The 21570-nt window shown below is 59.1% G+C and carries 22 protein-coding genes and 1 tRNA gene; 11 read left to right on the top strand and 12 right to left on the bottom strand.

Annotated features, from left to right (window positions below):
• Window positions 1-92: 92 nt before the first annotated feature.
• Together clpS and clpA are read left to right on the top strand one after the other, a co-directional pair.
• The gene (clpS, locus tag CL546_RS10980; RefSeq protein ID WP_050760192.1) at window positions 93-449 is read left to right on the top strand and encodes an ATP-dependent Clp protease adapter ClpS; all 357 of its coding nucleotides are present in this window, start codon (window positions 93-95) and stop codon (window positions 447-449) included.
• A 33-nt stretch (window positions 450-482) separates the two neighbouring features.
• The gene (gene clpA, locus CL546_RS10975; RefSeq protein ID WP_290494906.1) at window positions 483-2747 is read left to right on the top strand and encodes an ATP-dependent Clp protease ATP-binding subunit ClpA; all 2265 of its coding nucleotides are present in this window, start codon (window positions 483-485) and stop codon (window positions 2745-2747) included.
• A 132-nt stretch (window positions 2748-2879) separates the two neighbouring features.
• Here the strand turns inward: clpA and infA are convergent, their stop codons facing one another.
• The 4 genes from infA to trxB all read right to left on the bottom strand — a co-directional run bounded on the left by infA (window position 2880) and on the right by trxB (window position 5661).
• Window positions 2880-3098, bottom strand: coding sequence for a translation initiation factor IF-1 (infA, locus tag CL546_RS10970; RefSeq protein WP_007149029.1), 219 nt, complete (start codon window positions 3096-3098; stop codon window positions 2880-2882).
• 100 nt (window positions 3099-3198) lie between these two features.
• Window positions 3199-3927, bottom strand: coding sequence for an arginyltransferase (locus CL546_RS10965; RefSeq protein WP_290494902.1), 729 nt, complete (start codon window positions 3925-3927; stop codon window positions 3199-3201).
• Between the two features lie 49 nt (window positions 3928-3976).
• Complete coding sequence (gene aat, locus CL546_RS10960; RefSeq protein ID WP_290494900.1) at window positions 3977-4693, bottom strand: leucyl/phenylalanyl-tRNA--protein transferase; 717 nt, start codon at window positions 4691-4693, stop codon at window positions 3977-3979.
• A gap of 20 nt (window positions 4694-4713) precedes the next feature.
• Complete coding sequence (trxB, locus tag CL546_RS10955) at window positions 4714-5661, bottom strand: thioredoxin-disulfide reductase (RefSeq protein WP_290494898.1); 948 nt, start codon at window positions 5659-5661, stop codon at window positions 4714-4716.
• A gap of 352 nt (window positions 5662-6013) precedes the next feature.
• Here trxB and CL546_RS10950 point away from each other — a divergent pair, with 352 nt between their 5' ends.
• From CL546_RS10950 to cysG, 6 genes are all read left to right on the top strand, one after another.
• Window positions 6014-8332 (top strand): DNA translocase FtsK, encoded by a 2319-nt coding sequence (locus CL546_RS10950; protein WP_290494896.1) that lies wholly within the window; start codon window positions 6014-6016, stop codon window positions 8330-8332.
• Window positions 8333-8341: 9 nt separating this feature from the next.
• Window positions 8342-8971 carry an outer membrane lipoprotein periplasmic chaperone LolA gene (gene lolA / locus CL546_RS10945; protein ID WP_290494894.1) on the top strand — a complete coding sequence of 210 codons (630 nt, stop codon included), beginning with the start codon at window positions 8342-8344 and terminating at the stop codon, window positions 8969-8971.
• 55 nt (window positions 8972-9026) lie between these two features.
• The gene (locus CL546_RS10940) at window positions 9027-10358 is read left to right on the top strand and encodes a replication-associated recombination protein A (protein WP_290494892.1); all 1332 of its coding nucleotides are present in this window, start codon (window positions 9027-9029) and stop codon (window positions 10356-10358) included.
• Entirely contained in the window at window positions 10358-10765 is a 408-nt protein-coding gene (locus tag CL546_RS10935) for a fluoride efflux transporter FluC (RefSeq protein ID WP_290494891.1), read from the top strand. The genes CL546_RS10940 and CL546_RS10935 overlap by 1 nt, the downstream gene beginning before the upstream one ends.
• A 64-nt stretch (window positions 10766-10829) precedes the next feature.
• Window positions 10830-12119: a serine--tRNA ligase gene (serS, locus tag CL546_RS10930; protein ID WP_290494890.1), complete on the top strand. Its 1290-nt coding sequence runs from the start codon at window positions 10830-10832 to the stop codon at window positions 12117-12119.
• Between the two features lie 128 nt (window positions 12120-12247).
• Window positions 12248-13633 (top strand): siroheme synthase CysG, encoded by a 1386-nt coding sequence (gene cysG / locus CL546_RS10925; protein WP_290494889.1) that lies wholly within the window; start codon window positions 12248-12250, stop codon window positions 13631-13633.
• Window positions 13634-13764: 131 nt separating this feature from the next.
• On the opposite strand, the gene CL546_RS10920 is transcribed toward cysG, so the two are convergent.
• Genes CL546_RS10920 through CL546_RS10900 form a run of 5 tightly spaced genes read right to left on the bottom strand, consistent with a single transcriptional unit; the run spans window position 13765 to window position 16428 of the window.
• A complete protein-coding gene (locus tag CL546_RS10920) occupies window positions 13765-14754 on the bottom strand; it encodes a glycosyl transferase family protein (RefSeq protein ID WP_290494887.1) in 990 nt (329 codons plus the stop codon).
• Between the two features lie 57 nt (window positions 14755-14811).
• Window positions 14812-15066, bottom strand: a complete 255-nt coding sequence (locus tag CL546_RS10915) for a hypothetical protein (RefSeq protein WP_290494886.1) — start codon at window positions 15064-15066, stop codon at window positions 14812-14814.
• The gene (locus tag CL546_RS10910) at window positions 15067-15381 is read right to left on the bottom strand and encodes a hypothetical protein (protein ID WP_290494884.1); all 315 of its coding nucleotides are present in this window, start codon (window positions 15379-15381) and stop codon (window positions 15067-15069) included.
• Window positions 15374-15745: a sulfurtransferase complex subunit TusD gene (gene tusD, locus CL546_RS10905; RefSeq protein ID WP_290494882.1), complete on the bottom strand. Its 372-nt coding sequence runs from the start codon at window positions 15743-15745 to the stop codon at window positions 15374-15376. The genes CL546_RS10910 and tusD overlap by 8 nt, the downstream gene beginning before the upstream one ends.
• Window positions 15745-16428 carry a Bax inhibitor-1/YccA family protein gene (locus CL546_RS10900; protein ID WP_063518968.1) on the bottom strand — a complete coding sequence of 228 codons (684 nt, stop codon included), beginning with the start codon at window positions 16426-16428 and terminating at the stop codon, window positions 15745-15747. Before CL546_RS10900 ends, tusD begins: the two co-directional genes overlap by 1 nt.
• 223 nt (window positions 16429-16651) lie before the next feature.
• Here CL546_RS10900 and CL546_RS10895 point away from each other — a divergent pair, with 223 nt between their 5' ends.
• On the top strand, window positions 16652-17335 hold the full coding sequence (locus CL546_RS10895) for a hypothetical protein (RefSeq protein ID WP_290494880.1): 684 nt from the start codon (window positions 16652-16654) through the stop codon (window positions 17333-17335).
• Between the two features lie 103 nt (window positions 17336-17438).
• A tRNA-Ser gene (locus CL546_RS10890) sits at window positions 17439-17526 on the top strand.
• Between the two features lie 91 nt (window positions 17527-17617).
• Here the strand turns inward: CL546_RS10890 and CL546_RS10885 are convergent.
• Genes CL546_RS10885 through CL546_RS10875 form a run of 3 tightly spaced genes read right to left on the bottom strand, consistent with a single transcriptional unit; the run spans window position 17618 to window position 20600 of the window.
• A complete protein-coding gene (locus CL546_RS10885; protein WP_290494878.1) occupies window positions 17618-18661 on the bottom strand; it encodes an ArsA family ATPase in 1044 nt (347 codons plus the stop codon).
• The gene (locus CL546_RS10880) at window positions 18661-18927 is read right to left on the bottom strand and encodes a cory-CC-star protein (RefSeq protein WP_290494876.1); all 267 of its coding nucleotides are present in this window, start codon (window positions 18925-18927) and stop codon (window positions 18661-18663) included. The genes CL546_RS10885 and CL546_RS10880 overlap by 1 nt, the downstream gene beginning before the upstream one ends.
• Window positions 18927-20600, bottom strand: a complete 1674-nt coding sequence (locus CL546_RS10875; RefSeq protein ID WP_290494874.1) for a carbon starvation CstA family protein — start codon at window positions 20598-20600, stop codon at window positions 18927-18929. The genes CL546_RS10880 and CL546_RS10875 overlap by 1 nt, the downstream gene beginning before the upstream one ends.
• A 282-nt stretch (window positions 20601-20882) precedes the next feature.
• Between CL546_RS10875 and uvrY the strand changes: the two genes are divergently transcribed.
• Entirely contained in the window at window positions 20883-21536 is a 654-nt protein-coding gene (gene uvrY, locus CL546_RS10870; RefSeq protein ID WP_290494872.1) for a UvrY/SirA/GacA family response regulator transcription factor, read from the top strand.
• Window positions 21537-21570: the final 34 nt, after the last annotated feature.

Below are 21570 nucleotides of genomic sequence, written 5' to 3'. Positions count from 1 at the left end.
ACCCATCATTTCTTCATTGCCTGCTGACGCCAGCAGGGTTACAACGGTTTTGAGGCTTTATGAATTGGCATCAGCAAGATTGGCATCCGGTAATGATTGACGAAACAGGCACGCTACGCGGCGGGCCGGCAGATTCCCCCTCAGACCCGGATCGGCACGGTGACATGGCCGTGGAAGAGGCCAAGCCAAAGCTTAAGCCGCCATCCATGTATAAGGTGTTGATGTTGAACGACGACTACACCCCGATGGATTTTGTGGTAGAGATACTGGAAGACTTCTTCAATCTGGGCCGTGAGCAGGCCACGCGGGTCATGCTCACGGTGCACACTGAAGGAAAGGCGGTGTGCGGGGTGTATCCCCAGGACATCGCCGAAACAAAAGCCACGCAAGTGGTGGAATACGCCCGGGAGAATCAGCATCCGCTGATGTGTCAGGTAGAACAGGCCTGATGCCCTTGCGGGCCCATGCAGTGAGGTAGCCTTATGCTCAGCAAAGAACTTGAAATGACGCTTAACGAGGCGTTTCGCCACGCACGTGGCCACCGTCATGAGTTTATGACCGTGGAGCATTTGCTGCTGGCGCTGCTGGATAACGAGGCGGCCGTCGAGGTCCTGCGTGCTTGCGCCGCAGACCTGGATGAATTGCGTGATGCGTTATCCCAGTTTATCGAGGATTCAACACCGCTGCTGCCGGACACGGATCCGGAGCGCGATACCCAGCCGACACTGGGCTTTCAGCGGGTGCTGCAGCGTGCTGTGTTCAGCGTGCAGTCCTCGGGCAAGAAAGAGGTCAGCGGAGCAAACGTGCTGGTGGCCATCTTTAACGAACAGGAGAGTCAGGCGGTTTATTTCCTTAACTGTCAGGACATTCATCGCCTGGATATCGTCAATTTCATTGCCCATGGCATTTCCCAGATCGAAGACGACGCGCCTTCCATTGAAACTGAGCAGGAAATGGAGGCGGGTGCAGAAGGCGCGCCAGCCAGCGCGCTGGATAATTACGCCACCAACCTGAACGAGATGGCCCGCGAAGATCGCATCGATCCGCTGGTGGGGCGTGCGTTCGAGATTGAGCGGGCAGCGCAGATTCTCTGCCGTCGCCGCAAGAACAACCCTTTGCTGGTTGGCGAGCCGGGTGTCGGCAAAACCGCCATTGCCGAGGGGCTGGCGCGGATGATCGTGGAAAAGCAGGTGCCCGAGCCCTTGCTGGACGCGGTGGTGTATTCACTGGATCTGGGCGCACTGCTGGCCGGTACCAAGTACCGTGGCGACTTCGAAAAACGCTTGAAAACCCTGCTGGCGGAGCTGAAGAAAGAGCCCAACTCGATTCTCTTTATCGATGAAATCCACACGATCATCGGCGCCGGTGCGGCCTCTGGCGGAGTGATGGATGCTTCCAATCTGCTCAAGCCGTTGCTGGCATCCGGTGAGCTTAAATGCATGGGCTCGACCACGTTCCAGGAATACCGGGGCGTGTTCGAGAAGGACCGGGCGCTGTCGCGTCGGTTCCAGAAGATCGATGTGGTTGAGCCGTCCGTGGAAGACACGGTGGGCATTCTCAAAGGCTTGAAAAGCCGTTTTGAGGCCCATCACGACGTGAGCTACACGGATGCGGCGCTGAAAGCGGCGGCCGAGCTGAGTGCCCGTTACATCAACGACCGCTATCTGCCGGACAAGGCCATCGACGTCATTGACGAGGTGGGCGCCTGGCAGCGGCTGCGCCCGGAAGACTTGCGCAAGCACACTATTGAGGAAACCGATGTGGAGGATATGGTGGCCAAGATCGCCCGTATTCCCCCCAAACAGGTGTCTTCTTCCGACAAGGAGCTGCTGCGTAACCTCGAGCGTGACCTGAAGATGACCGTGTTTGGCCAGGATGAGGCCATCGACACCATCTCGGCGGCGATCAAGTTGTCCCGCGCGGGCCTCAAGGGTGAAAATAAGCCCATTGGCAGCTTCATGTTTGCCGGCCCAACCGGGGTGGGTAAAACCGAAGTGAGCCGTCAGTTGGCCCGCGCATTGGGCGTAGAGCTGGTGCGCTTCGATATGTCCGAGTATATGGAGCGCCATACTGTAAGCCGTCTGATTGGCGCGCCTCCCGGCTATGTGGGCTTTGATCAGGGCGGCTTGCTCACCGAAGCGATCACCAAGACGCCGCACTGTGTGCTGTTGCTGGATGAAATCGAGAAGGCGCACCCGGAAGTGTTCAATATCCTGCTGCAGGTTATGGACAATGCCACGCTGACCGACAATAACGGTCGTAAGGCGGACTTCCGTAATGTGATCCTGATCATGACCACCAATGCGGGCGCGGAGGTACTGAACAAGCGTTCTATCGGCTTTACCGAACAGGACAACAGTACCGATGGCATGGAAATGCTCAAGAAGGTGTTCACGCCGGAATTCCGCAACCGTCTGGATGGCACCATCCAGTTCCTGCCGCTCACCAGCAAGGTGATTCTGGGTGTGGTCGACAAGTTCCTGGTGGAACTGCAGGCCCAGCTTGATGAGCGTGGTGTGGTGCTGAACGTGGATGACGCCGCCCGCGCATGGTTGGCTGAGAAGGGCTACGACAAAGACATGGGGGCACGCCCCATGGCGCGTCTGCTCCAGGAAAAAATCAAGAAACCGTTGGCAGAGAAACTGCTGTTCGGCGAGTTGGCCAGTGCCGGAGGGCAGGTCAATATCACCGAAAAAGACGGGGAACTGGTGCTTTCCGTAGAAGCGGCCACAGCGGAACCCGCGTAGACCAAAGACAGCAGGGCACCTTTCCCTTATAGCAAGGTGCTCGTCTGTCTTGTCCTGGCCACGCAGAACCAACAAAAAAACCCGGCAATGCCGGGTTTTTTTGTTGGTGTATCCGGCCGGAGCCGTTCCGGGTTATTTCATCCGGAAAGTGATGCGTCCCTTGGTGAGATCGTAGGGAGACATTTCCACTTTTACACGATCCCCTGTGAGGATGCGGATATAAAACTTACGCATCTTCCCGGAGATATGGGCCGTAATTACATGACCGTTGTCCAGCTTCACACGAAACATCGTGTTGGGCAGGGTATCAACGATGACACCTTCGAGTTCGATTTGCTCTTCTTTCGCCATCCAACAAATACCTTGGGTTACCGGCTATTAGCGACGCGCAATTGTGCCGTAAAAGGGCCTTGGCTGCAAAAGAAGTTGGAAAAAGGGTGCAGAGAAAGCCTTAACCCCCGGAATCACTGGGCTCGGCGTGTTCTTTCCAGCTTCCGCTAGCGAGAATTTCCAGTGGACGGTACTGGCTCTTGTAGCTCATTTTCTGGCATTGGCGAATCCAATAGCCCAGATACAGGTAAGGAAGCTGCAATCGCTGGCACTGTTCGATCTGCCACAGCAGCGCCATGACCCCAAGGCTGCGCTCGGGCAAGGCAGGATCAAAGAAGGTGTACACCGCAGAGAGCCCATCGTCGAGCTGGTCGGTGACGGCCACGGCTAGCAGTTTGCCTTTCTGGCGAAATCCGTAGAAATGGGTGTCGGCCCATTCGCAGGTCAGAAAATTGGTGAACTGTTCTTCCGAGGGCGGGTACATGTCGCCATCGCCATGGCGGTCATTGATGTAGCTGGCATAAAGGTTGTACAGCTCGCGACTGAAGCGGGCCGGCTCCCGGTTCACCGCCAGGTCGGCGTTATTCTTGAGGATGCGACGATGGCGCCGGCGCGGCCGGAAGTCATCCACGCGGACCCGGGCAGGAATGCAGGCATTGCAGCTATCGCAATGCGGGCGATACAGATAATCACCGCTGCGGCGAAACCCCAGCAGGCTCAATTCGCTATAGAGCTCCGGTGATAGCTGGGCCTGCGGGTCCACAAACAGTGTGGAGGCCTGGCGGTCTTCCAGGTAGCTGCAGCTATGGGCGGGTGTGCGGAAAAAGCGCAGCGTGGACAAGTCAGTCATGGTGCAAGTGTAGCTCAGGGCAGGAGGGCTAAAAAGCCTGACATGCGGATTACAGGGCTTGCAGAGTGGCCCAGTCGAACCGGCCATCTGGCCAGGGAACAGGAGCGGGCTGGGCCGGAATCCAGTCCCGAAGGCATCGCTCAAAGGCGTCGCGGGGGATCATCTCGGCCCCCATGGAGATGAGATGAGGGTTCTCGATCTGGGCATCAAGCAGGCGGATATCCAGTGTGCGGGCCAGGTTGCGCAGCACCACCAGTGCTACTTTGGAGCCATTGCGCTGGGGCGAGGCCATGGATTCACCAAAAAATACCTGGCCCAGCTGAATGCCGTACAAGCAGCCCGCCAGGGTGCCGTTTTGCCAGATTTCCACGCTGTGGGCGTAGCCAAGTTGGTGTAATCGGCAGTAGGCCTCTATTACTTCCTCGCTGATCCAGGTACCGGGTTCGCCCTGGCGCGGGGCGGCGCAGGTGCGCATCACTGTTTCAAAGTCGCGATCAACGGTGACGGTGAAATCCGCCTGACGTAGATGCCGGGACAGGCTGCGGCTGACATGCAGCTGCTCCAGCCAGATCACACAGCGGGGCGCCGGACTCCACCACAGAATGGGTTGGGTTTCCGCGTTGTACCAGGGGAAGATGCCGGCGGAATACGCCTGCAGCAGGGTTTGCGGGTGGAGATCCGACCCGGCAGCCAGCAGGCCGTCCGGGTCGGTGAGGGCGAGGCGGGTATCAGGGAAAGGCTCCCCAGCTTCCAGCCATGGCACCATGCGGTGGCCCTCCGGGTCTATTAATCGTTGAGGTTGTCCAGGAAGCGCTCGGCGTCCAGCGCTGCCATGCAGCCAGCACCAGCAGAAGTCACCGCCTGACGGTAGATATGGTCCGCCACGTCGCCGGCCGCAAACACGCCTTCCACGCTGGTGGCGGTGGCGTTGCCTTCGGTGCCGCTGGCGATCTTGATGTAGCCGTCTTTCATGTCCAGCTGGCCGGCAAAGATATCCGTATTTGGCTTGTGACCGATGGCAATGAAGACACCTTGCAGTTCCAGGTCCTTGCTGCCATCCCCCTTGGTGGACTTGATGCGCATGCCGGTAACACCGCTGTCATCGCCCAGTACTTCTTCCAGGGTGTGGTCCCATTCGACAGAGATATTGTCCTTGGCGAGCAGCTTGTCCTGCAGAATTTTCTCCGCGCGCAGGCTGTCACGACGGTGAACCAGGGTCACGTGCTCGGCAATGTGGGACAGATACAGCGCTTCTTCCACGGCGGTGTTGCCGCCGCCGATGACCGCCACTTTCTGGCCCTTGTAGAAAAAGCCGTCACAGGTGGCGCAGGCAGACACGCCCTTGCCCATGAAAGCTTCCTCGGATTCCAGGCCCAGGTACATGGCAGTGGCGCCGGTGGCGATGATCAGGGCGTCGCAGGTGTAGGTACCATTGTCGCCCTTGAGAGTGATCGGCCGGCTGCTCAGGTCCACGTCGTTAATATGGTCGTAAACCATTTCCGTATCGAAACGCTCGGCGTGCTGCTGCATGCGCACCATCAGGTCCGGACCCTGGAGGCCTTCCACATCACCGGGCCAGTTATCCACTTCCGTAGTGGTGGTGAGCTGGCCACCCGGCTGGATACCGGTAATCACAACCGGCTTGAGGTTGGCACGGGCGGCGTAGACGGCCGCAGTGTAACCCGCCGGGCCGGAACCCAGAATAATCAGCCGATGGTGCTGCACGTCGCTCATGTGTTACTCCAGTAAATATATAGGTTGGGCAGGTGGGTGGGCACGTAATGCCGCGTCCGTCCTTACGTGTCCAACTGTGGGGGCAAAGCCTGCACATTCAAGGCAGTGAAAACTACCGTAAAACCGGGTCGTCGTGAAGCCTGATCATGGGCTATTAGTGCGATAGGAAGAGGTGACTGCCCGGGGGGCGAGCCGCAGATTGCCGCTATTTTGTGCGATAATGCCGTGCGCCCGGGAACACCGGGAGGGGCAAAGCTGGCCGCCCTCACTGTGATTGACTACAATCGCAATAATTTCAATCCGTTATCAGCTATTCTTTATCCAATAGTTTGACTTTATTGAGGGGCAAGGCGTGAGTAAAACGGTTGCCGGGCAAGGACAGTCCGGGTTTTCCCGCCATCTCAAACGCGGTTTGGTGGAAGGCATGGTGATTGCTCTGATTGCCTTTTCCCTTTACCTGCTGCTGGCGTTAATCAGTTTCGATAGCCGTGATCCCGGCTGGTCCTATGTGGGCAACGTGGATGCGGTCCGCAATGCCATGGGGCGGGTAGGGGCGTTCAGCGCCGACCTGCTGCTGGGTCTGTTTGGCTATATGGCCTACCTGTTTCCGGTGCTGTTGGGCTTTTGGGCCGGTAAGGTGTTGCGTGAGCGTCATGCCGGGTTGCCGGGGAGCTGGCCGCTGTTCAGCCTGCGTTTGGTGGGCTTTATCCTGACTATGCTGGCGGGCACCGCGCTGTCATACATGCATTTCACCGTGGGCGATACGCTGCCGGAAGGCGCCGGGGGCATTCTCGGTCATGAGGTCGGTGATGCCTCCCTGGCCGGGTTCAACCCGCTGGGCGGTACCTTGATGATGGTAGCGCTGTTTCTCATTGGCGTGACCATCTTTACCGATTTGTCCTGGATCGCTTTGGCTGAAGGGCTGGGCGCGCTGGTGCTCGGTGCTATCGAGAAAGTGCCGGCCTGGTGGCAGGCACGAAAACGCCAGCGCGAAGAGCAGCGACAGAAGAAAGAAGCCCACGAGAAGCGCGCCAAGGTCATTACCGAGGCGAAGAAAAAGGCAGAAACGCGAACCCCGCCGAAAATTGCCAAACCCGCCAAGCCGGTGGAAAAAAGCGCGCGGGTTCAGAAAGAAAAACAGCAGAAATTGTTTACCACGGAAGTGTCCGGTGAGCTGCCTCCTGTAGGCCTGCTGGATGCGGTGGAAGAATCCACGGGCGGTTACTCTGAAGAGGCCCTGGAGGGCATGTCTCGCCTGCTGGAAATCAAGCTCAAGGATTTCAATATCGAGGCGGAAGTGGTGGCGGTGCAGCCTGGCCCGGTGATTACCCGCTTCGAGATTCAGCCGGCAGCAGGCATTAAAGTCTCCAAGATCACCAATTTGGCCAAGGATCTGGCCCGTTCCCTGGCAGTGATCAGCGTGCGTGTGGTGGAAGTCATTCCCGGCAAGACCACCGTGGGGATCGAGATTCCCAACGAACAACGGGAAATGATCCGCTTCACGGAAGTGGTCGGCACACAGATGTTTGACCAGGCACCGTCGCCGTTGACCATGGCGCTGGGCAAGGACATTTCCGGCGGCCCGGTGATGGCCGATCTGGCCAAAATGCCCCATTTGCTGGTGGCCGGTACCACCGGTTCCGGTAAGTCCGTGGGCGTAAACGCCATGCTGCTGTCCATGCTGTTCAAATCCAGCCCGGATGATGTTCGCCTGATTTTGATCGATCCCAAAATGCTGGAACTGGCGGTCTACGATGGCATTCCGCACTTGCTCACCCCGGTGGTCACCGACATGAAGGAAGCGGCCGGTGCGCTGCGTTGGGGTGTGGGCGAAATGGAGCGTCGTTACCGTCTGATGGCCTCCATGGGGGTGCGGAATATCTCCGGTTATAACCGCAAGGTGGACGACGCCAAGAAGAAAGGCGAGCCCCTGAAGGACCCGCTGTGGAAGCCGGATGACCCAATGAATCTGGATGAGGAGGCGCCGCTGGCCGAGCACCTGCCTTATATCGTGATCGTCATAGATGAATTTGCTGACATGATGATGATCGTGGGCAAGAAGGTGGAAGAGCTGATCGCCCGTATCGCCCAGAAAGCACGGGCAGCCGGGATCCATCTGATTCTGGCCACCCAGCGTCCGTCAGTGGATGTGATCACTGGCCTGATCAAGGCCAACGTGCCGTCGCGCATCGGCTTCCAGGTATCGTCCAAAATTGACTCCCGTACCGTGCTGGATCAGGGCGGGGCAGAGCAGCTGCTGGGCCACGGTGACATGCTTTATTTGCCCGGCGGCACCAGTGTTCCGGAACGTGTTCACGGCGCCTTTGTCTCAGATGAAGAGGTGCACCGGGTTTGTGACGATTGGCGCAAGCGCGGCGAGCCCAATTATCTGGAAGAAATTCTCGATGGTGGCAGCGACCTCAATGCACCGATGCCTGGCATGGAAAGCGCCGGCGACGGCAGCGATGACGAGAATGACCCGCTTTACGATGAAGCAGTGGCGATCGTCACCGAGTCTCGCCGTGCGTCCATTTCGTCCGTGCAGCGGAAACTGAAAATTGGCTATAACCGTGCCGCCCGCCTGGTGGAAGCCATGGAAATGGCAGGGGTGGTCACCGAGGCCGGTAACAATGGCCAGCGCGAAGTGATCGCGCCGCCGCCGGTCAAATAAGGAGATTGAATGAAGAAGTTGCTGTTGAGTCTGACGTTGGTGCCTGCTGTCTTGTTTGCGTCTACCGCATGGGCTGACGCCACGGATGATCTGCTGGATCGCCTGCAGGCACTCAAGTCCATGAAAGGGGAGTTTGAGCAGGTGGTGCTGGATCAAGGCGGCACGCACATGCAGGAAGCCACAGGCCGTTTTCAGGTGGCCCGCGGGAACCAGTTTTACTGGCTCACGGAGTCTCCCTTCGAGCAGATGGCGGCCTCTGACGGCAAAACCGTCTGGGTTTACGACAAGGACCTAGAACAGGTAGTGGTGCGTCCCCTGAGCCAGGATCTGGGCCAAACTCCGGCTCTGCTGTTTGGTGGCAAGCCTGCCGATGTGGCCAAGGCATTCAGTATTTCTGAACGTGATAATCAGGGTGGCGAAGTCACGTATCGGCTTACGCCGAAAGGCCAGGACCCGCTGTTCGACCAGCTGGATGTGACCTTCAAGGGCGGCGAGCCGGCATCCATGCGCCTGCAGGATGCACTGGGCCAGCAGACGGTCATCGACTTCAAGAGTCTGACCGTGAACGGTGGCATCGACAGCAACCTGTTCCACTTCGAGCCGCCTGAAGGCACGGATGTCATTCAGCAACAACAGTAATTGAGGCTGTGGCCGGAGTTCCCGGCCGCGGCCCGGTCACCAGTAGGCATTTTCCATGAGCGATCTTTTTGCCGCCGATGCCGCCCAGCAGGCTCAGCCCCTGGCGGCGCGCCTGCGCCCCACCCATCTGGATGACTATGTAGGCCAGCAGCATCTGGTAGGCGAGGGCAAGCCGCTACGCCAGGCCCTGGATCGCGGCCAATTGCACTCCATGATTCTGTGGGGGCCGCCCGGTACCGGCAAAACCACCCTGGCGTTGATCATGGCGCAAACCGTGGATGCTGCGTTTATCACGCTGTCCGCTGTGCTTTCCGGGGTAAAGGATATCCGCGCCGCGGTTGAGCAGGCCCAGATTCGCCTGGGCCAGGGGCGACGCACTGTCCTGTTTGTGGATGAGGTGCACCGCTTCAACAAGGCCCAACAGGATGCATTCCTTCCCCACGTGGAGGAAGGGACCATCACCTTCATTGGCGCGACCACTGAAAACCCGTCTTTTGAGCTGAACAATGCGTTGTTGTCGCGAGCACGGGTATACCGGTTGCGTGCGCTGGCGCCGGAAGATCTGACCGGGTTGCTGGCTCGGGCGCTGCATGACCCAAGCCTTAACGGCATGGAACTGGATGCCGAGGCGCAGGAGTTGCTACTCAATTACGCCGACGGGGATGCCCGGCGGCTACTGAACATGCTCGAAGTCGCTGCGGACCTGGCCGACATGGATACGCCGCAAATTGATGCGGAGCTGATGCGCGAGGTATTGCGTGACGCGGTACGCCGTTTCGACAAGGGTGGCGACCTGTTCTATGACCAGATCAGCGCCATGCACAAGTCTGTGCGTGGTTCGGATCCGGATGCTTCCCTGTACTGGTTCGCGCGCATGCTGGACGGCGGTTGCGACCCGCTCTACATTGCCCGGCGCGTCGTGCGCATGGCCAGTGAAGACATAGGTAACGCAGATCCGAGGGCACTGACTCTCTGCCTGCAGGCCTGGGATGTACAGGAACGTCTGGGGAGCCCGGAAGGGGAGCTGGCGATCGCTCAGGCCATTGCCTATCTGGCGGTAGCGCCGAAAAGTAACGCGGTCTACAACGCCTATAACCAGGCGCGCGCGCTGGTTCGCCAGCAGCCCACCGACGAAGTGCCTCTGCACCTGCGTAATGCGCCCTCCCAGCTTATGAAAGACGAAGGCTTCGGTGCCGAGTATCATTATGCCCATGATTTTCCCGAGGCCTTTGTGGCCGGGGAAAACTACTTTCCGGTGAGCCTGCAAAATACCCGTCTTTACGAGCCGGTAAATCGCGGGCTTGAAATCAAGGTAGGGGAAAAGTTGGCACGCCTGCGTGAGCTGAACGCTAGCAGCGACTGGACCCGTTACGGGAAGGGAAAATAATGTCGGTATCAGCAATTACGGAAGGCGGCATGCTGCCCTGGATTGCGGTGGCCTGCGGCGGCGCTATTGGCGCCTGTCTGCGTTTTGGTACCAGCCTGTGGGTTGGGGTTCCGGCGATGCCGGCCTGGCCCTGGGCTACTTTCGGGGTGAATCTGGCTGGCAGTTTTCTGTTTGGACTACTGGCGGTCATGCTGGCCAGTCTGCCGGTGGGAGACGTGTGGCGACTGGCCTTGATGACCGGCATGCTCGGTGCCCTGACGACTTTTTCCACCTTTTCGTTTGAGTTGGTGCGCATGGTGGAAGCCAGGGCCTTTTCGCTGGCTGCGGGCTATGCAGTGGCGTCGGTGACGGTTTGTCTGATGCTCGGCATAGCGGGATTGGCGCTGGGCCGACTGATTTTTGAATAACGTGGGGAAGTTGGAAGTTTAAACTTCCAACTCTGCCTTTTTTTGATTTTGGAGTAAAAGAAGCATGCTGGATATTCGTGCCCTGCGGCAGGACGGCGAAGCGATCAAGACGGCGCTGAGCAAACGCGGTTACACCCTGGACCTGGACGCGTTTGCGTCGCTGGATGCCAAGCGCAAGCAGGCCGACATCCGTTCCCAGGAGTTGCAGGCTGACCGCAAAAAAGCCTCCAAGCAGGTGGGCGAACTGATCAAGTCCGGTATGGCTGTGGAAGAGGCGAAGGCACAGGTGGCCGACACCCTGCAAACCATTGATGCTGAGCTCGACCGGGAAGTGGCCAGCGCCAAGGCGATTCAGGAAGACATTCGTGAATTTCTGATGGGCATTCCCAATGTGCCGCAAGATGCGGTGCCGGCGGGTAATGACGAAGACGACAACGTTGAAGTGCGCCAGTGGGGCACTCCGAAGGTGCTGCCGTTTGAACCCAAAGATCACGTGGATGTGGGTGAAGCCCTGGACGGCGGGCTGGACTTCGAGCGCGCGGCCAAACTGTCCGGCGCCCGGTTCTCTGTGATGAGTGGCGGGTTGGCTCGCATGCATCGGGCGCTGATCGATTTCATGCTCGACATGCACAGCGATGAACACGGTTATCAGGAAGTGTATGTGCCGTTTCTGGTCGGGCCGGAAGCCCTGCGCGGCACAGGGCAGCTGCCTAAATTCGCGGAAGACCTGTTCAAGATGGAAGGAGAGCGAGAGCTATACCTGATCCCTACCGCGGAAGTGCCGGTGACCAATCTGGCGGCGGACGAGATTCTTGAAGCGGACACCATGCCGCGTCGCTACACCTGCCACACGCCGTGCTTTCGTTCCGAGGCAGGGAGTCACGGCAGGGATACCCGCGGCATGATCCGCCAGCACCAGTTCGAAAAGGTCGAACTGGTGCAGATGGTACGCCCGGAGGAATCCGATGCGGCGTTGGAGGCGCTCACTGGGCATGCGGAAGCCGTACTACAGAAGCTGGATTTGCCGTACCGAGTGGTGATCCTGTGTGGCGGTGATCTGGGCTTTTCCTCGTCCAAAACCTATGACATCGAAGTCTGGCTCCCCAGTCAGCAGTGTTACCGGGAAATTTCGTCCTGCTCCAACTTCCAGGACTACCAGTCACGCCGCATGCAGGCTCGCTGGCGTAACCCGGAAACCGGCAAGCCGGAATTGGTACACACTTTGAATGGGTCTGCCCTGGCAGTAGGGCGTACGCTGGTGGCAATTCTGGAGAACTATCAAAACGAAGATGGTTCCGTGACCGTGCCTGAGGCATTGCGTCCCTACATGAGAGGTCTGGAACGCCTGAAGTAAGGCTGTTCTGGCGCAACGACGGCGGCTGCGACAATGCGTGTCGCCGTATGGCAAACCTGTAACGCCGGGTTTATGCTGTTTGCGTCAGGCGTCATGCATCTAGCGTCCGGCGTTTACCGGGAGCAAGCATGGATTTTTTACCGATCAGTTGGCGTTTGCAGGGCAAAGTGGCTCTGCTGGCTGGCGGCGGCGAAGTGGCGCTGCGTAAAGGGCGCCTTCTGCATCGTTCGGGTGCGGTTGTGAATGTTGCTGCCCCGAATGTGTGCGATGAGCTGCGCGATATTGTGGTGCAAAGTGGCGGCTCCTGTGTGGATCGTGCGTTTGCGAGTGCGGATCTGGACGGAGTAGCACTGGTCATCTGTGCCACGGATGATCGCGACACTAATGCCCAGATTGCCGGCTTGGCGCAGCAACGTGGCCTGCCGGTGAATGTGGTGGATGATCCGTCGCTGGGTGATTTCATCTTCCCTGCCATTGTTGACCGTTCCCCGGTGCTGATCAGTATCAGTTCCTCCGGCGCGTCACCGGTGCTGGCGCGTAAGCTACGTGCCCAGCTGGAATCGTCCTTGCCGGCTCGCTGGGGGCGACTGGCCGACCTGATGGCCCGCTTCCGTCAGCCGCTGAAAGAAAAACTCGACAATATCGGCGCGCGGCGCCTGTTCTGGGAACAGACCCTGGATAGCCCGGTGGTGGAGAAAGTGCTGGCGGGCAAGGACAGCGAAGCGGAAGCCATGCTGGCTGCCGCCATCGAATCCGCTGATGCGGCCACCCTGAGTCGAGGCGAAGTGTACCTGGTGGGCGCCGGGCCGGGGGATCCGGACTTGCTGACCTTCCGGGCACTGCGGTTGCTGCAAAAAGCCGACGTGGTGCTGTACGACCGCCTGGTGGGCAAGGGGATCGTGGATCTGGCCCGCCGGGATGCGGAGCTGGTGTACGTGGGCAAGGCCCGCGATAAACACGCGCTGCCCCAGGACAACATCAATGAATTGCTGGTCCATTACGCTAAACAGGGGAAGAAGGTGTGCCGCCTGAAGGGCGGGGACCCGTTCATCTTCGGCCGGGGTGGTGAAGAAATTGACCTGATTGTGGCTGAGGGCATCGACTTCCAGGTGGTGCCGGGGATTACTGCCGCCAGTGGCTGTGCTTCCTACGCCGGTATTCCACTGACACACCGTGATCATGCCCAGTCTGTGCGCTTTGTGACCGGGCACCGCAAGGATGGCTCGGTGGATCTGGATTGGGAGCATTTGGTCAGCGAAACCGAGACGGTGGTGTTCTACATGGGGCTGGTGGGCTTGCGGCAAATCTGCAGCCAGCTGATCGCCCATGGCCGTGCGGGTGATACGCCGATCGCGCTGGTGTCACGGGGTACCACCAACCTGCAAGAGGTGATTACCGGCACCCTGAATCAGCTTCCGGACGATATAGAAGGCCGGGAAATCCACGCGCCGACATTGATTATCGTGGGCAGCGTGGTCAGCCTGCATCCCAGGTTCGGCTGGTTTAAACCCTGAAAAGATCCATGTCGGTTTACGGTTACGCCTCTCTGCGCCCTTGGGTAAACCCGATCTACAGAGCACGGTTTTGTAGGTCAGATTTACCCAAGGGTACAGAGAGCCTGAAAGGCGTAATCCGACAGCGGTCCTTAAAGCCGTGTCTTATCGCGGTTTTCCCACAGTGCTGCGGCATCTTTGCGCGCACCCTCCAGGGAGTCCGCCTTGTCGAGCCCCCACAGCGCCACGGCCACGGTATGAATAACCGCTTGTTCACCGTACTCATCACGGGTTTCGCCGCGCCATACCTTTAAAACTGTGTCTGCACTGGGGTCGCCCGGTGGTGTTTGTCGAGGCATGGCGCTATCAATCACTGCGCTTTGCAGTGCCTCGCCATGGCGAATGCCTTGAATGGCGGTACGTGCATCCGGGCGGATTTCCAGCTCGCCGCCTTCGCCCTTGAACAGGAGCAGGTCCCGATCACCGGCCAGCGTGGCCGCCCCTTGATGTAGCTCGATGTAAGCCGGGTGGAAAACACTCTGCATGGACAGTGGTGCCTGGGCAGGGTTGAGGCTGCGGGCCAGGGTGTTGATTGGCGAGCGCAGGCCCAGGAAGTAACGCAGCGTGAGCATCCGTGCCAGTGCCGGGCAGAACTGTTCCAGGGGCAGGTACGCCAGCCCGTGTTCTTCAAGGTGTGCGTGCGCTTCAGCGACGGTTTGCGCAACGGGCAGGCCCAGTTGCGGCAGGAGCTGATCGGTATACACGCGATTGGGAGTGTGCGCCGGTCCGCCATGGAGAAAAGTGCGGATGCCGTTGCTGGCCAGTAGCACTGTTGCCAGCAGGTACCAAGGGTGGTGCTTTTTCTTGCCGGCATAGCTGGGCCAGTCCAGTTCCACATGGGGCAGCTCGGCAAGGGCCTGGTAGCAGGCGGGTCGGCAGGCATCAAGAAACCCGGCCAGCTCATCCGGTGTTTCTTCTTTTACCCGCAACAGCATCAGGAAAGCGCCCAGCTGAATATCTTCCACGTTTCCGTCGAGGATGGCCTGCATGGCCTCACGGGCTTCTTCGCGGGTGAGGCTGCGGCGGGCGCGTTTGCCGCGGCCCAGGGTGCGAACGAAAGGCGCAAAAGCATGTTCAGTCATGATTCCATCTCATCGGGTTTAAGGCGTGTTGCGTGAAGCATGGTACGTGGAAGCGTTTCAATACCAGCTGGTGCACGGGCCGTGTTCGGCTATCAGTGTGATCAGACCAGCATGATCTATCACTGGCAGGGCGCTGTCCGGGAGTTGTAAGGAGGCATGCGCCAGCAGGTAGCCATCTCCTTTCAGTTCCAGCCGTGTTGCAAGTAACAGGCCCGCATCGGTGAAGACGCAAATGTCGCCAGGGGTATAAAGCGCCGAGAAGCGCTGGCGCGTGTTGTCATCGTCGGGGGAAAAGCCAAGCAGGTGCAACATTCAGAACACCAGAATCTGATCGCATTGGGTGCGTAATGATAGCAGCTCATCATACCCGAGCGGGTCGGCGCTCACCGGGCAGGGTGTGTTTTCCTCGCGTCCCGGTTTTTCGGTCACGCAGCGCACACCGAAGTCAGTGAGTTGCATCAGGGTGTCGTTAGGGCACAGTTTTAGCGTGGCAAGGGCAGGGGGCGTAAGCCACAAGGTTGTGGCCTGTCCGAATGCTGCACCGGTGAGCAGCATGTCCAGCATCTCCTGGAACTGGCTGGAGAAGGGTTGGCTGCCGGTGGCGATGTAGAGGGTATGGTTAGCCAAACTGGATCACCCGGTCGCTGTTGATGAGTGCCTCTGCCCATTGTCCCAGCCCTGCCAGAGAGAAGCCGTCCGCCAGTGTGTTGTCCGCGTCGGTGGCGACAATACCCCGGCGCTGGGCGGCACCCACACAAACCACGGCATTCACATCATGACGGGCAAGCCATTGCTGCCACTGCTGGGCGGTGCTGGCCTGGGTGCCATCACCGGTCCAGGCATGACGGTTCGCCAGATGCACGGCATCCCGGTAGAAGAACAGGCAGTGGAGTTGATGATCGGGGGTGTCGAGAAGGGCTTGGGCGGTATGCAGGGCGGTCAACGCGGCGGCGGAATCCGCCGCCGCGTTGACCAGTAGCGAGAAACGCATTAATCGTTGCCGCTGAGTGCTGTCAGCAGGTGCAACAAGGACATGAACAGGTTGTAGATGGAAACGAACAGGGTCACGGTTGCCATGATGTAGTTGGTTTCACCGCCATGGATGATGGCGCTGGTCTGCCACATGATCAGCAGGGAAGACAGCAGCACAAAGGCAGCAGATACCGCCAGGCTCAGCGCCGGGATGGCGAAGAAGATGTTGGCGATGCTCGCCCCGAACGCCACCAGAATACCGATCATGATGAAGTTGGTAAGGAAGCTGAAGTCTTTGCGGGTCACAAGGGCAATGGCCGACATGGCTACGAAAATACCGGCAGTGCCAGCCAGAGCGGTGGTTACAATCTCCATGCCGCCGGGGATCTGGGCGTACATGTTAATGATTGGGCCGGTGGTGAAGCCCAGCCAGCCGGTCAGGCCGAAGACAGCCAGAATGCCCCAGGCGCTGTTGCGCAGCGCGTTGGTGGCGAACAGCAGACCAAAATAGACACCAATGGTCAGCCAGACGTTAACGAAGCCGATGTTGCTGGCCATGGCAAACCAGGACGCGCCGGTTGCCACAACGAGTGACAGCCCCAGCAGCATATAGGTGTTTTTCAGTACCTGGGCCGCGCGCTCCCCGGAAACGGCAACGCCGTGCTGGTGGGGGGCGGAGTAGGGGTTGGTCGGGTTATTCATGATATCACTCATCCTTGCCAATTGTTCCTGTGATCATAAGGGCGAGGGGGGCAAAATCAAGCGTTAAACCGGCTTTTCGCCATGAGAAAGTGCCGGGTGAGTCGCCAAGGATCGCCGGTGACGACAGATGTGCACTTTTGTGACCCTTATCTCGGGATGGCATGGCAAGTACGTAATACTATTTTCGTACTTAAAATGCCTGAGTCTGAGCTGAGGGGGCCTTATGAGCGCATTATCGCTGGCTGCCACTGAAAGTGAGCAAATCGAGCTGGCAGCGGTACAGAATCGGCATTCGTTGTACAACGATTTGCTTCAAGTGCCGGACTTGGCATCGCGTCGCCATGAGCTGGTTTTCGAACAGAAAAACCGGCTGTTGGGGCGACACCGCCGGATCATCCTTTTCAATGGTCGCTATCTTGAATGGACGGAGCAGCGTGGCCGGCGCGAGGTAACGCGGATCATCAATCTGGCGTTTCTGGCAGACTCTCCAAGTGCTTATCGTGAAATTGCCTGGCGGTCCCTGAGTGTTGCAGTGCTGGCACTCATCGTTGCCGGGCTCCTGTTGGCTGTGGGGCAGGCCGTTGCCGCGCTGGCTGCGCTGGGGGTGTCCTTGCTGTGTGTGGGGTTTTGCCTGCGGGGCTCGTCCCGGCGCCTGCTGTTCTATACCCGTAACGGGCGGGTGGTGATGTTCGACCTGTTTGATCAGCGCGGAGACAGAAAGCGTTTCGCAAAGGTGGTTGGCGCGCTGCAGCTACGGGGAGAGCGAGCCTGGAGCCTGTTGCCCGACAGGAAAGAACGGCTGGCGGCAGAAGTGGCAGAGCACCGCCGGCTGATGCAGGAAGGGGCTATCAACCAGGCGCAATACGAGCGCGCCAAGCAGCGAATTTTCCGTCGTTATTCCGATTGAGCTGAACGGATCCGCTCAGCGATCAAAACTCAACCAGTCGTGCGCGGTATTGTGGCTTCGACGTTGACTGGCCTCATTGCTCATGTATTATTGCTGCCACCTTGGAGGGGTGGCAGAGTGGCCGAATGCACCGGTCTTGAAAACCGGCGACGGGAGACCGTCCGTGGGTTCAAATCCCACCCCCTCCGCCAAACAGAGAGCCCGCACTCGATGAGTGCGGGCTTTTTTTTGTGCCGCTCTGCGGCCGTGGCTCGGTTCACGCAACACGCTAGTGGCTGAAGCTTAGTGATCCGCGTTGCCGAGCAATCCAGCAAATGCCCGGATTGCCTCCAGTCCCTGAATGTCATCTTCCTGTAGTGCCAAGTCCTTGCGAGGTAGCGCGCCCAAAGCGTGCGCCAGCTCTTCCATGTGCCGTTGCTGGCGTGCATGGCGGGCTGCGAAAAACGCGCTGTCTGCTGTTTCCGGGAGCACCCGGTTAACCACGGCGCCTGCCACTGGAATACCATTGTCTGTCAGAGAGGCGACGGCGCGTTGCGTCTCGAGAATGGGCAGCCGCTCGGGGGTCAGCACAAAAATAAAAGCGGTTTGGGCGGCATCGGACAGTTGCCGGCGAGCGCGGTGGAACAATCGTTGGCGAGTCATCAGCGTATCGGCGACTTCCTGGCTGCGTGGGTCCAGGCCTGCGGTGGCGTGATCGGTGGGGTCCTGCAGGGGGCTGTCGACACTCTTGTCCGGTGTCAGGTGGCCTAACACCTGGCCCAGTTTGCGGGCTTTGTCACTGTGACGCAGCAGGCCCTGGGTCCAGGCGGCCATGACTTCGGGCAAGCTTAGCAGTCGCAATGTGTGGCCGGTGGGAGCGGTGTCGAAGATCAACAGGTCGTAGTCACGGCTGTCGACATCAATTAACCGCGAGATGCGCTCTAGCAACGCGGCTTCCTGCGCGCCGGGCGATTGGCGGCTGAGGCGTAACTGCTTGTCCAGCTCGCGGAATTGGTCAGGAGTGGCAAAGCGACGCATCTGGGCGCTAACCCGCTCCAGGTAGGCCTCGACTTCGTCATCCGGGTCCAGCTCCAGGGCGGTCAGTCCCGGCGCCAGACAGGTGGGTGAATTGCCGATGGGGCGGTTAAAGGCGTCTGCCAGGCTGTGGGCCGGGTCGGTTGAGACCAGCAACACCTTGCGACCCTGGTCGGCAGCGCGGATGGCCAGGGCGGAGGCGGTGGTGGTTTTACCCACGCCTCCCTTGCCGCCCACCATGAGCAGGGTGCGGGAGGCGAGTAGGGCATCCAGATCAAGGACAGGCTGTGCGGCGGTGTCGGTGTCAGCCATCAGCAGCAGCGAAAGTGATCAAGCGGTGAGCGCTCCATGCCCATGCGGGTGTGCCAGTCATGAAAGCGCTCCATCAGCAGTGGCTGCAATTCCAGGGTGCTCCAGGCGGCCGGGTTGGGAACACCCATCATTTCCGAGAACACCAGCAGCATGAACAAGTCCTCTTCATCCCGTTTGGCACGGGCAATGGCGGCTCGATAGGGCGCATTGTAATACTGCGCCCCGAGATCGCTGATGCGTTTGAGCCATTGTGTCGGTGTCGTCATTACAGAGGCTCCGGTGGCGCTTTGAAGGCTCGCTTGAGAGCGGCGGTGCACTCCAGCGTAACCAGCAGCGCTGCCACCAAGACAACCAGATCCAGCCCGAGCAGGAACCAGTCCTGTTTTTCATAGAAGCTTTTCAACTGTATCAACAGGGCAAACAGGGTCATGACCAGCAGGAAGACCAGTGGCGCCAGGGTGTAAATGGCCGGACGACCCCGTTTCACCAACATGATGGTAATGACCAGCAGTGTCAGCCCGGCGAGCAATTGATTGGTGGTACCGAACAAGGGCCAGATAAGCAGGCCACCAGAACCATCGGCACCGCCTGCCCCAAACGCCAGCAGCAGGCAGCTGAGCACTGCCAGGAGTGTGGCGGGCAGGGGGCGGGTCATCCATTTCTGTTGATAGATTTCGCCCCATTCCTGGAAAATATAACGTTGCAGCCGCAGGCCGGTGTCCATGGTGGTGCCAGCAAACAGGGCCGCCATCACGGTGAGCAGGGTAGCGGCAACGCCCACATCCATGCCCATGCCATTGGCAAGAATATTGGCGCCACCATCCACAAAGGCGGTCAGGCTGCCTTGGCCAAAGGCCGTGTATACCGCTTGCCAGTCCGCCAGAGAGGCAAAACCGGCGGTGGCGGCAATGATGGCTGCCAGTGCCAGTGCGCCTTCGCCCACAGCACCGAAATACCCAACGAAGCGGGCGTCGGTTTCCTTGTCCAGCTGCTTGGAGCTGGTGCCGGAGGCGACCAGACCATGGAAGCCGGAGATGGCGCCACAAGCGATGGTGACAAACAGAAGCGGTAACAAGGAAGGCGTGCCGGCAGGAACGTCGCTGTTGATCATCGGCGCGACAACCTGGGGGTTGCCGAGCAGTACAGCACCATAAAGCAGGATCAGGCCGACGAACAATTGCAGGCCGTTGATGTAGTCGCGGGGCTGCAAGAGCATCCAGACGGGAAGCAGTGAGGCCACGGCAGCATACGCAAACAGCATCAGTATCCAGCTGGCGTTTGCCGACAGCCCCATGACCTGATCGGGCAGGGTAACGGGAACCATGGGGCCCACGTAAATCAGGCTATACAGGGCTGCGACACCGAGTATGGAAACCAGGCCAAGGCCAATTATCCTGCGGTAAATGAGTTGCCCGATGACTAACGCCACGGCGATAGCGCCCCACACGGGCACGACCGCGCCAGGGTTATTGATCAACAGCTTGGCGATCACGACGCCAAATACCGCGTTGACCATCAATAACACCAGGAAGATAACAATCATGAAGACGGTGCGTGCACGGCCGCCAACGACCTCGCCGGTGAGTGCGCCGACAGACTTCGCCCGGTTGCGGACACTGGCCCACAGGGCGCCACTGTCGTGCACACCGGCAAAGAAGATGGTGCCGAAGACCACCCAGAGAAAAGCGGGTAGCCAGCCCCAGATAACGGCAATGGCCGGGCCGACAATCGGTGCCGCACCCGCCACGGAGGTGAAATGGTGGCCCCACAACACATAACGGTTGGTGGGTACGAAATCCACGCCGTCTTCATACTCGTGGGCAGGGGTGCGGAAATTTGGGTCCAGCTTGTAGATGCGCGATGCAATAAAACGAGAGTAGACGAAGTAGCCGGCGGCCATGCCACCCAGCCCCAGCAGGAGCAAAATGATTGCGCTCATGGGTTGCCTTTTGTCATTGTTGGCGATGTCGTTAGCAGCGTCGATCAGCGGCCAGCTGAATACTGGCGATGGTGTCTATATGGTTCGCTTTTTTGACTGACCGGTCAACGCGACTAAAGGCTAATGGCGCAAGCGTAATGGGCAGACAGGGGCGTGCACAATATGCCATCGTTTGTTAACGGCGCCCTATGCATGCCTGTGGACAAGCGGTATTCTTGGGCCTACAAATCAACAGAAAAACAGAACATTAACGGGTAAAGGAACTACCCGGGGGACGCAGTAATGATCAAAGTATTGGTAGTGGACGACCATGATCTGGTCCGTACCGGCATTGCTCGCATGTTGGGCGAAGTGGAGGGCCTGCGAGTTGTCGGCGAGGCGAATTCAGGCGAGCTGGCCGTGCAAATGGCCAGGGAGCTGGCGCCGGAAGTGGTGCTGATGGACCTGAAAATGCCAGGCATCGGTGGCCTGGAAGCCACCCGTAAATTGTTACGCGTTGACGAGGGTATCCGCGTTATCGCGGTGACCATGTGTGAAGAAGAACCGTTTCCGTCCCGCCTGATGAAAGCCGGTGCCGCAGGTTACATGACCAAGGGTGCTGATCTGGAGGAAATGGTGCGCGCCATCAAGGTAGTCGCCACCGGGCAGCGCTATATCAGCCCGGAAATCGCCCAGGCCATGGCGCTCAAGCCCTATACCGGCGATGAGGGTTCGCTGCTGGATATGCTTTCCGAGCGTGAACTGCAAATCATGATGATGATCGTGAACTGCCACAAGGTGCAGGATGTGGCAGACAAGCTTTGCCTGTCGCCGAAAACCGTCAACACCTACCGGTACCGTATTTTCGACAAGCTGGGTGTGACCAGCGATGTGGAAATGGCGTTACTGGCCGTGCGTCACGGTATGCTTGATGCGGTAGAAAACACGGCTTCCTGATTGCCGGTTTGCTAGAAGGGGAAATCATCAGGGC

It is taken from the genome of Alcanivorax sp. (assembly GCF_002726155.1).
Classification (GTDB): domain Bacteria; phylum Pseudomonadota; class Gammaproteobacteria; order Pseudomonadales; family Alcanivoracaceae; genus Alcanivorax.
Note: the sequence above shows the minus strand (reverse complement) of the source record. Positions and strands in the feature narration are given on the sequence as shown.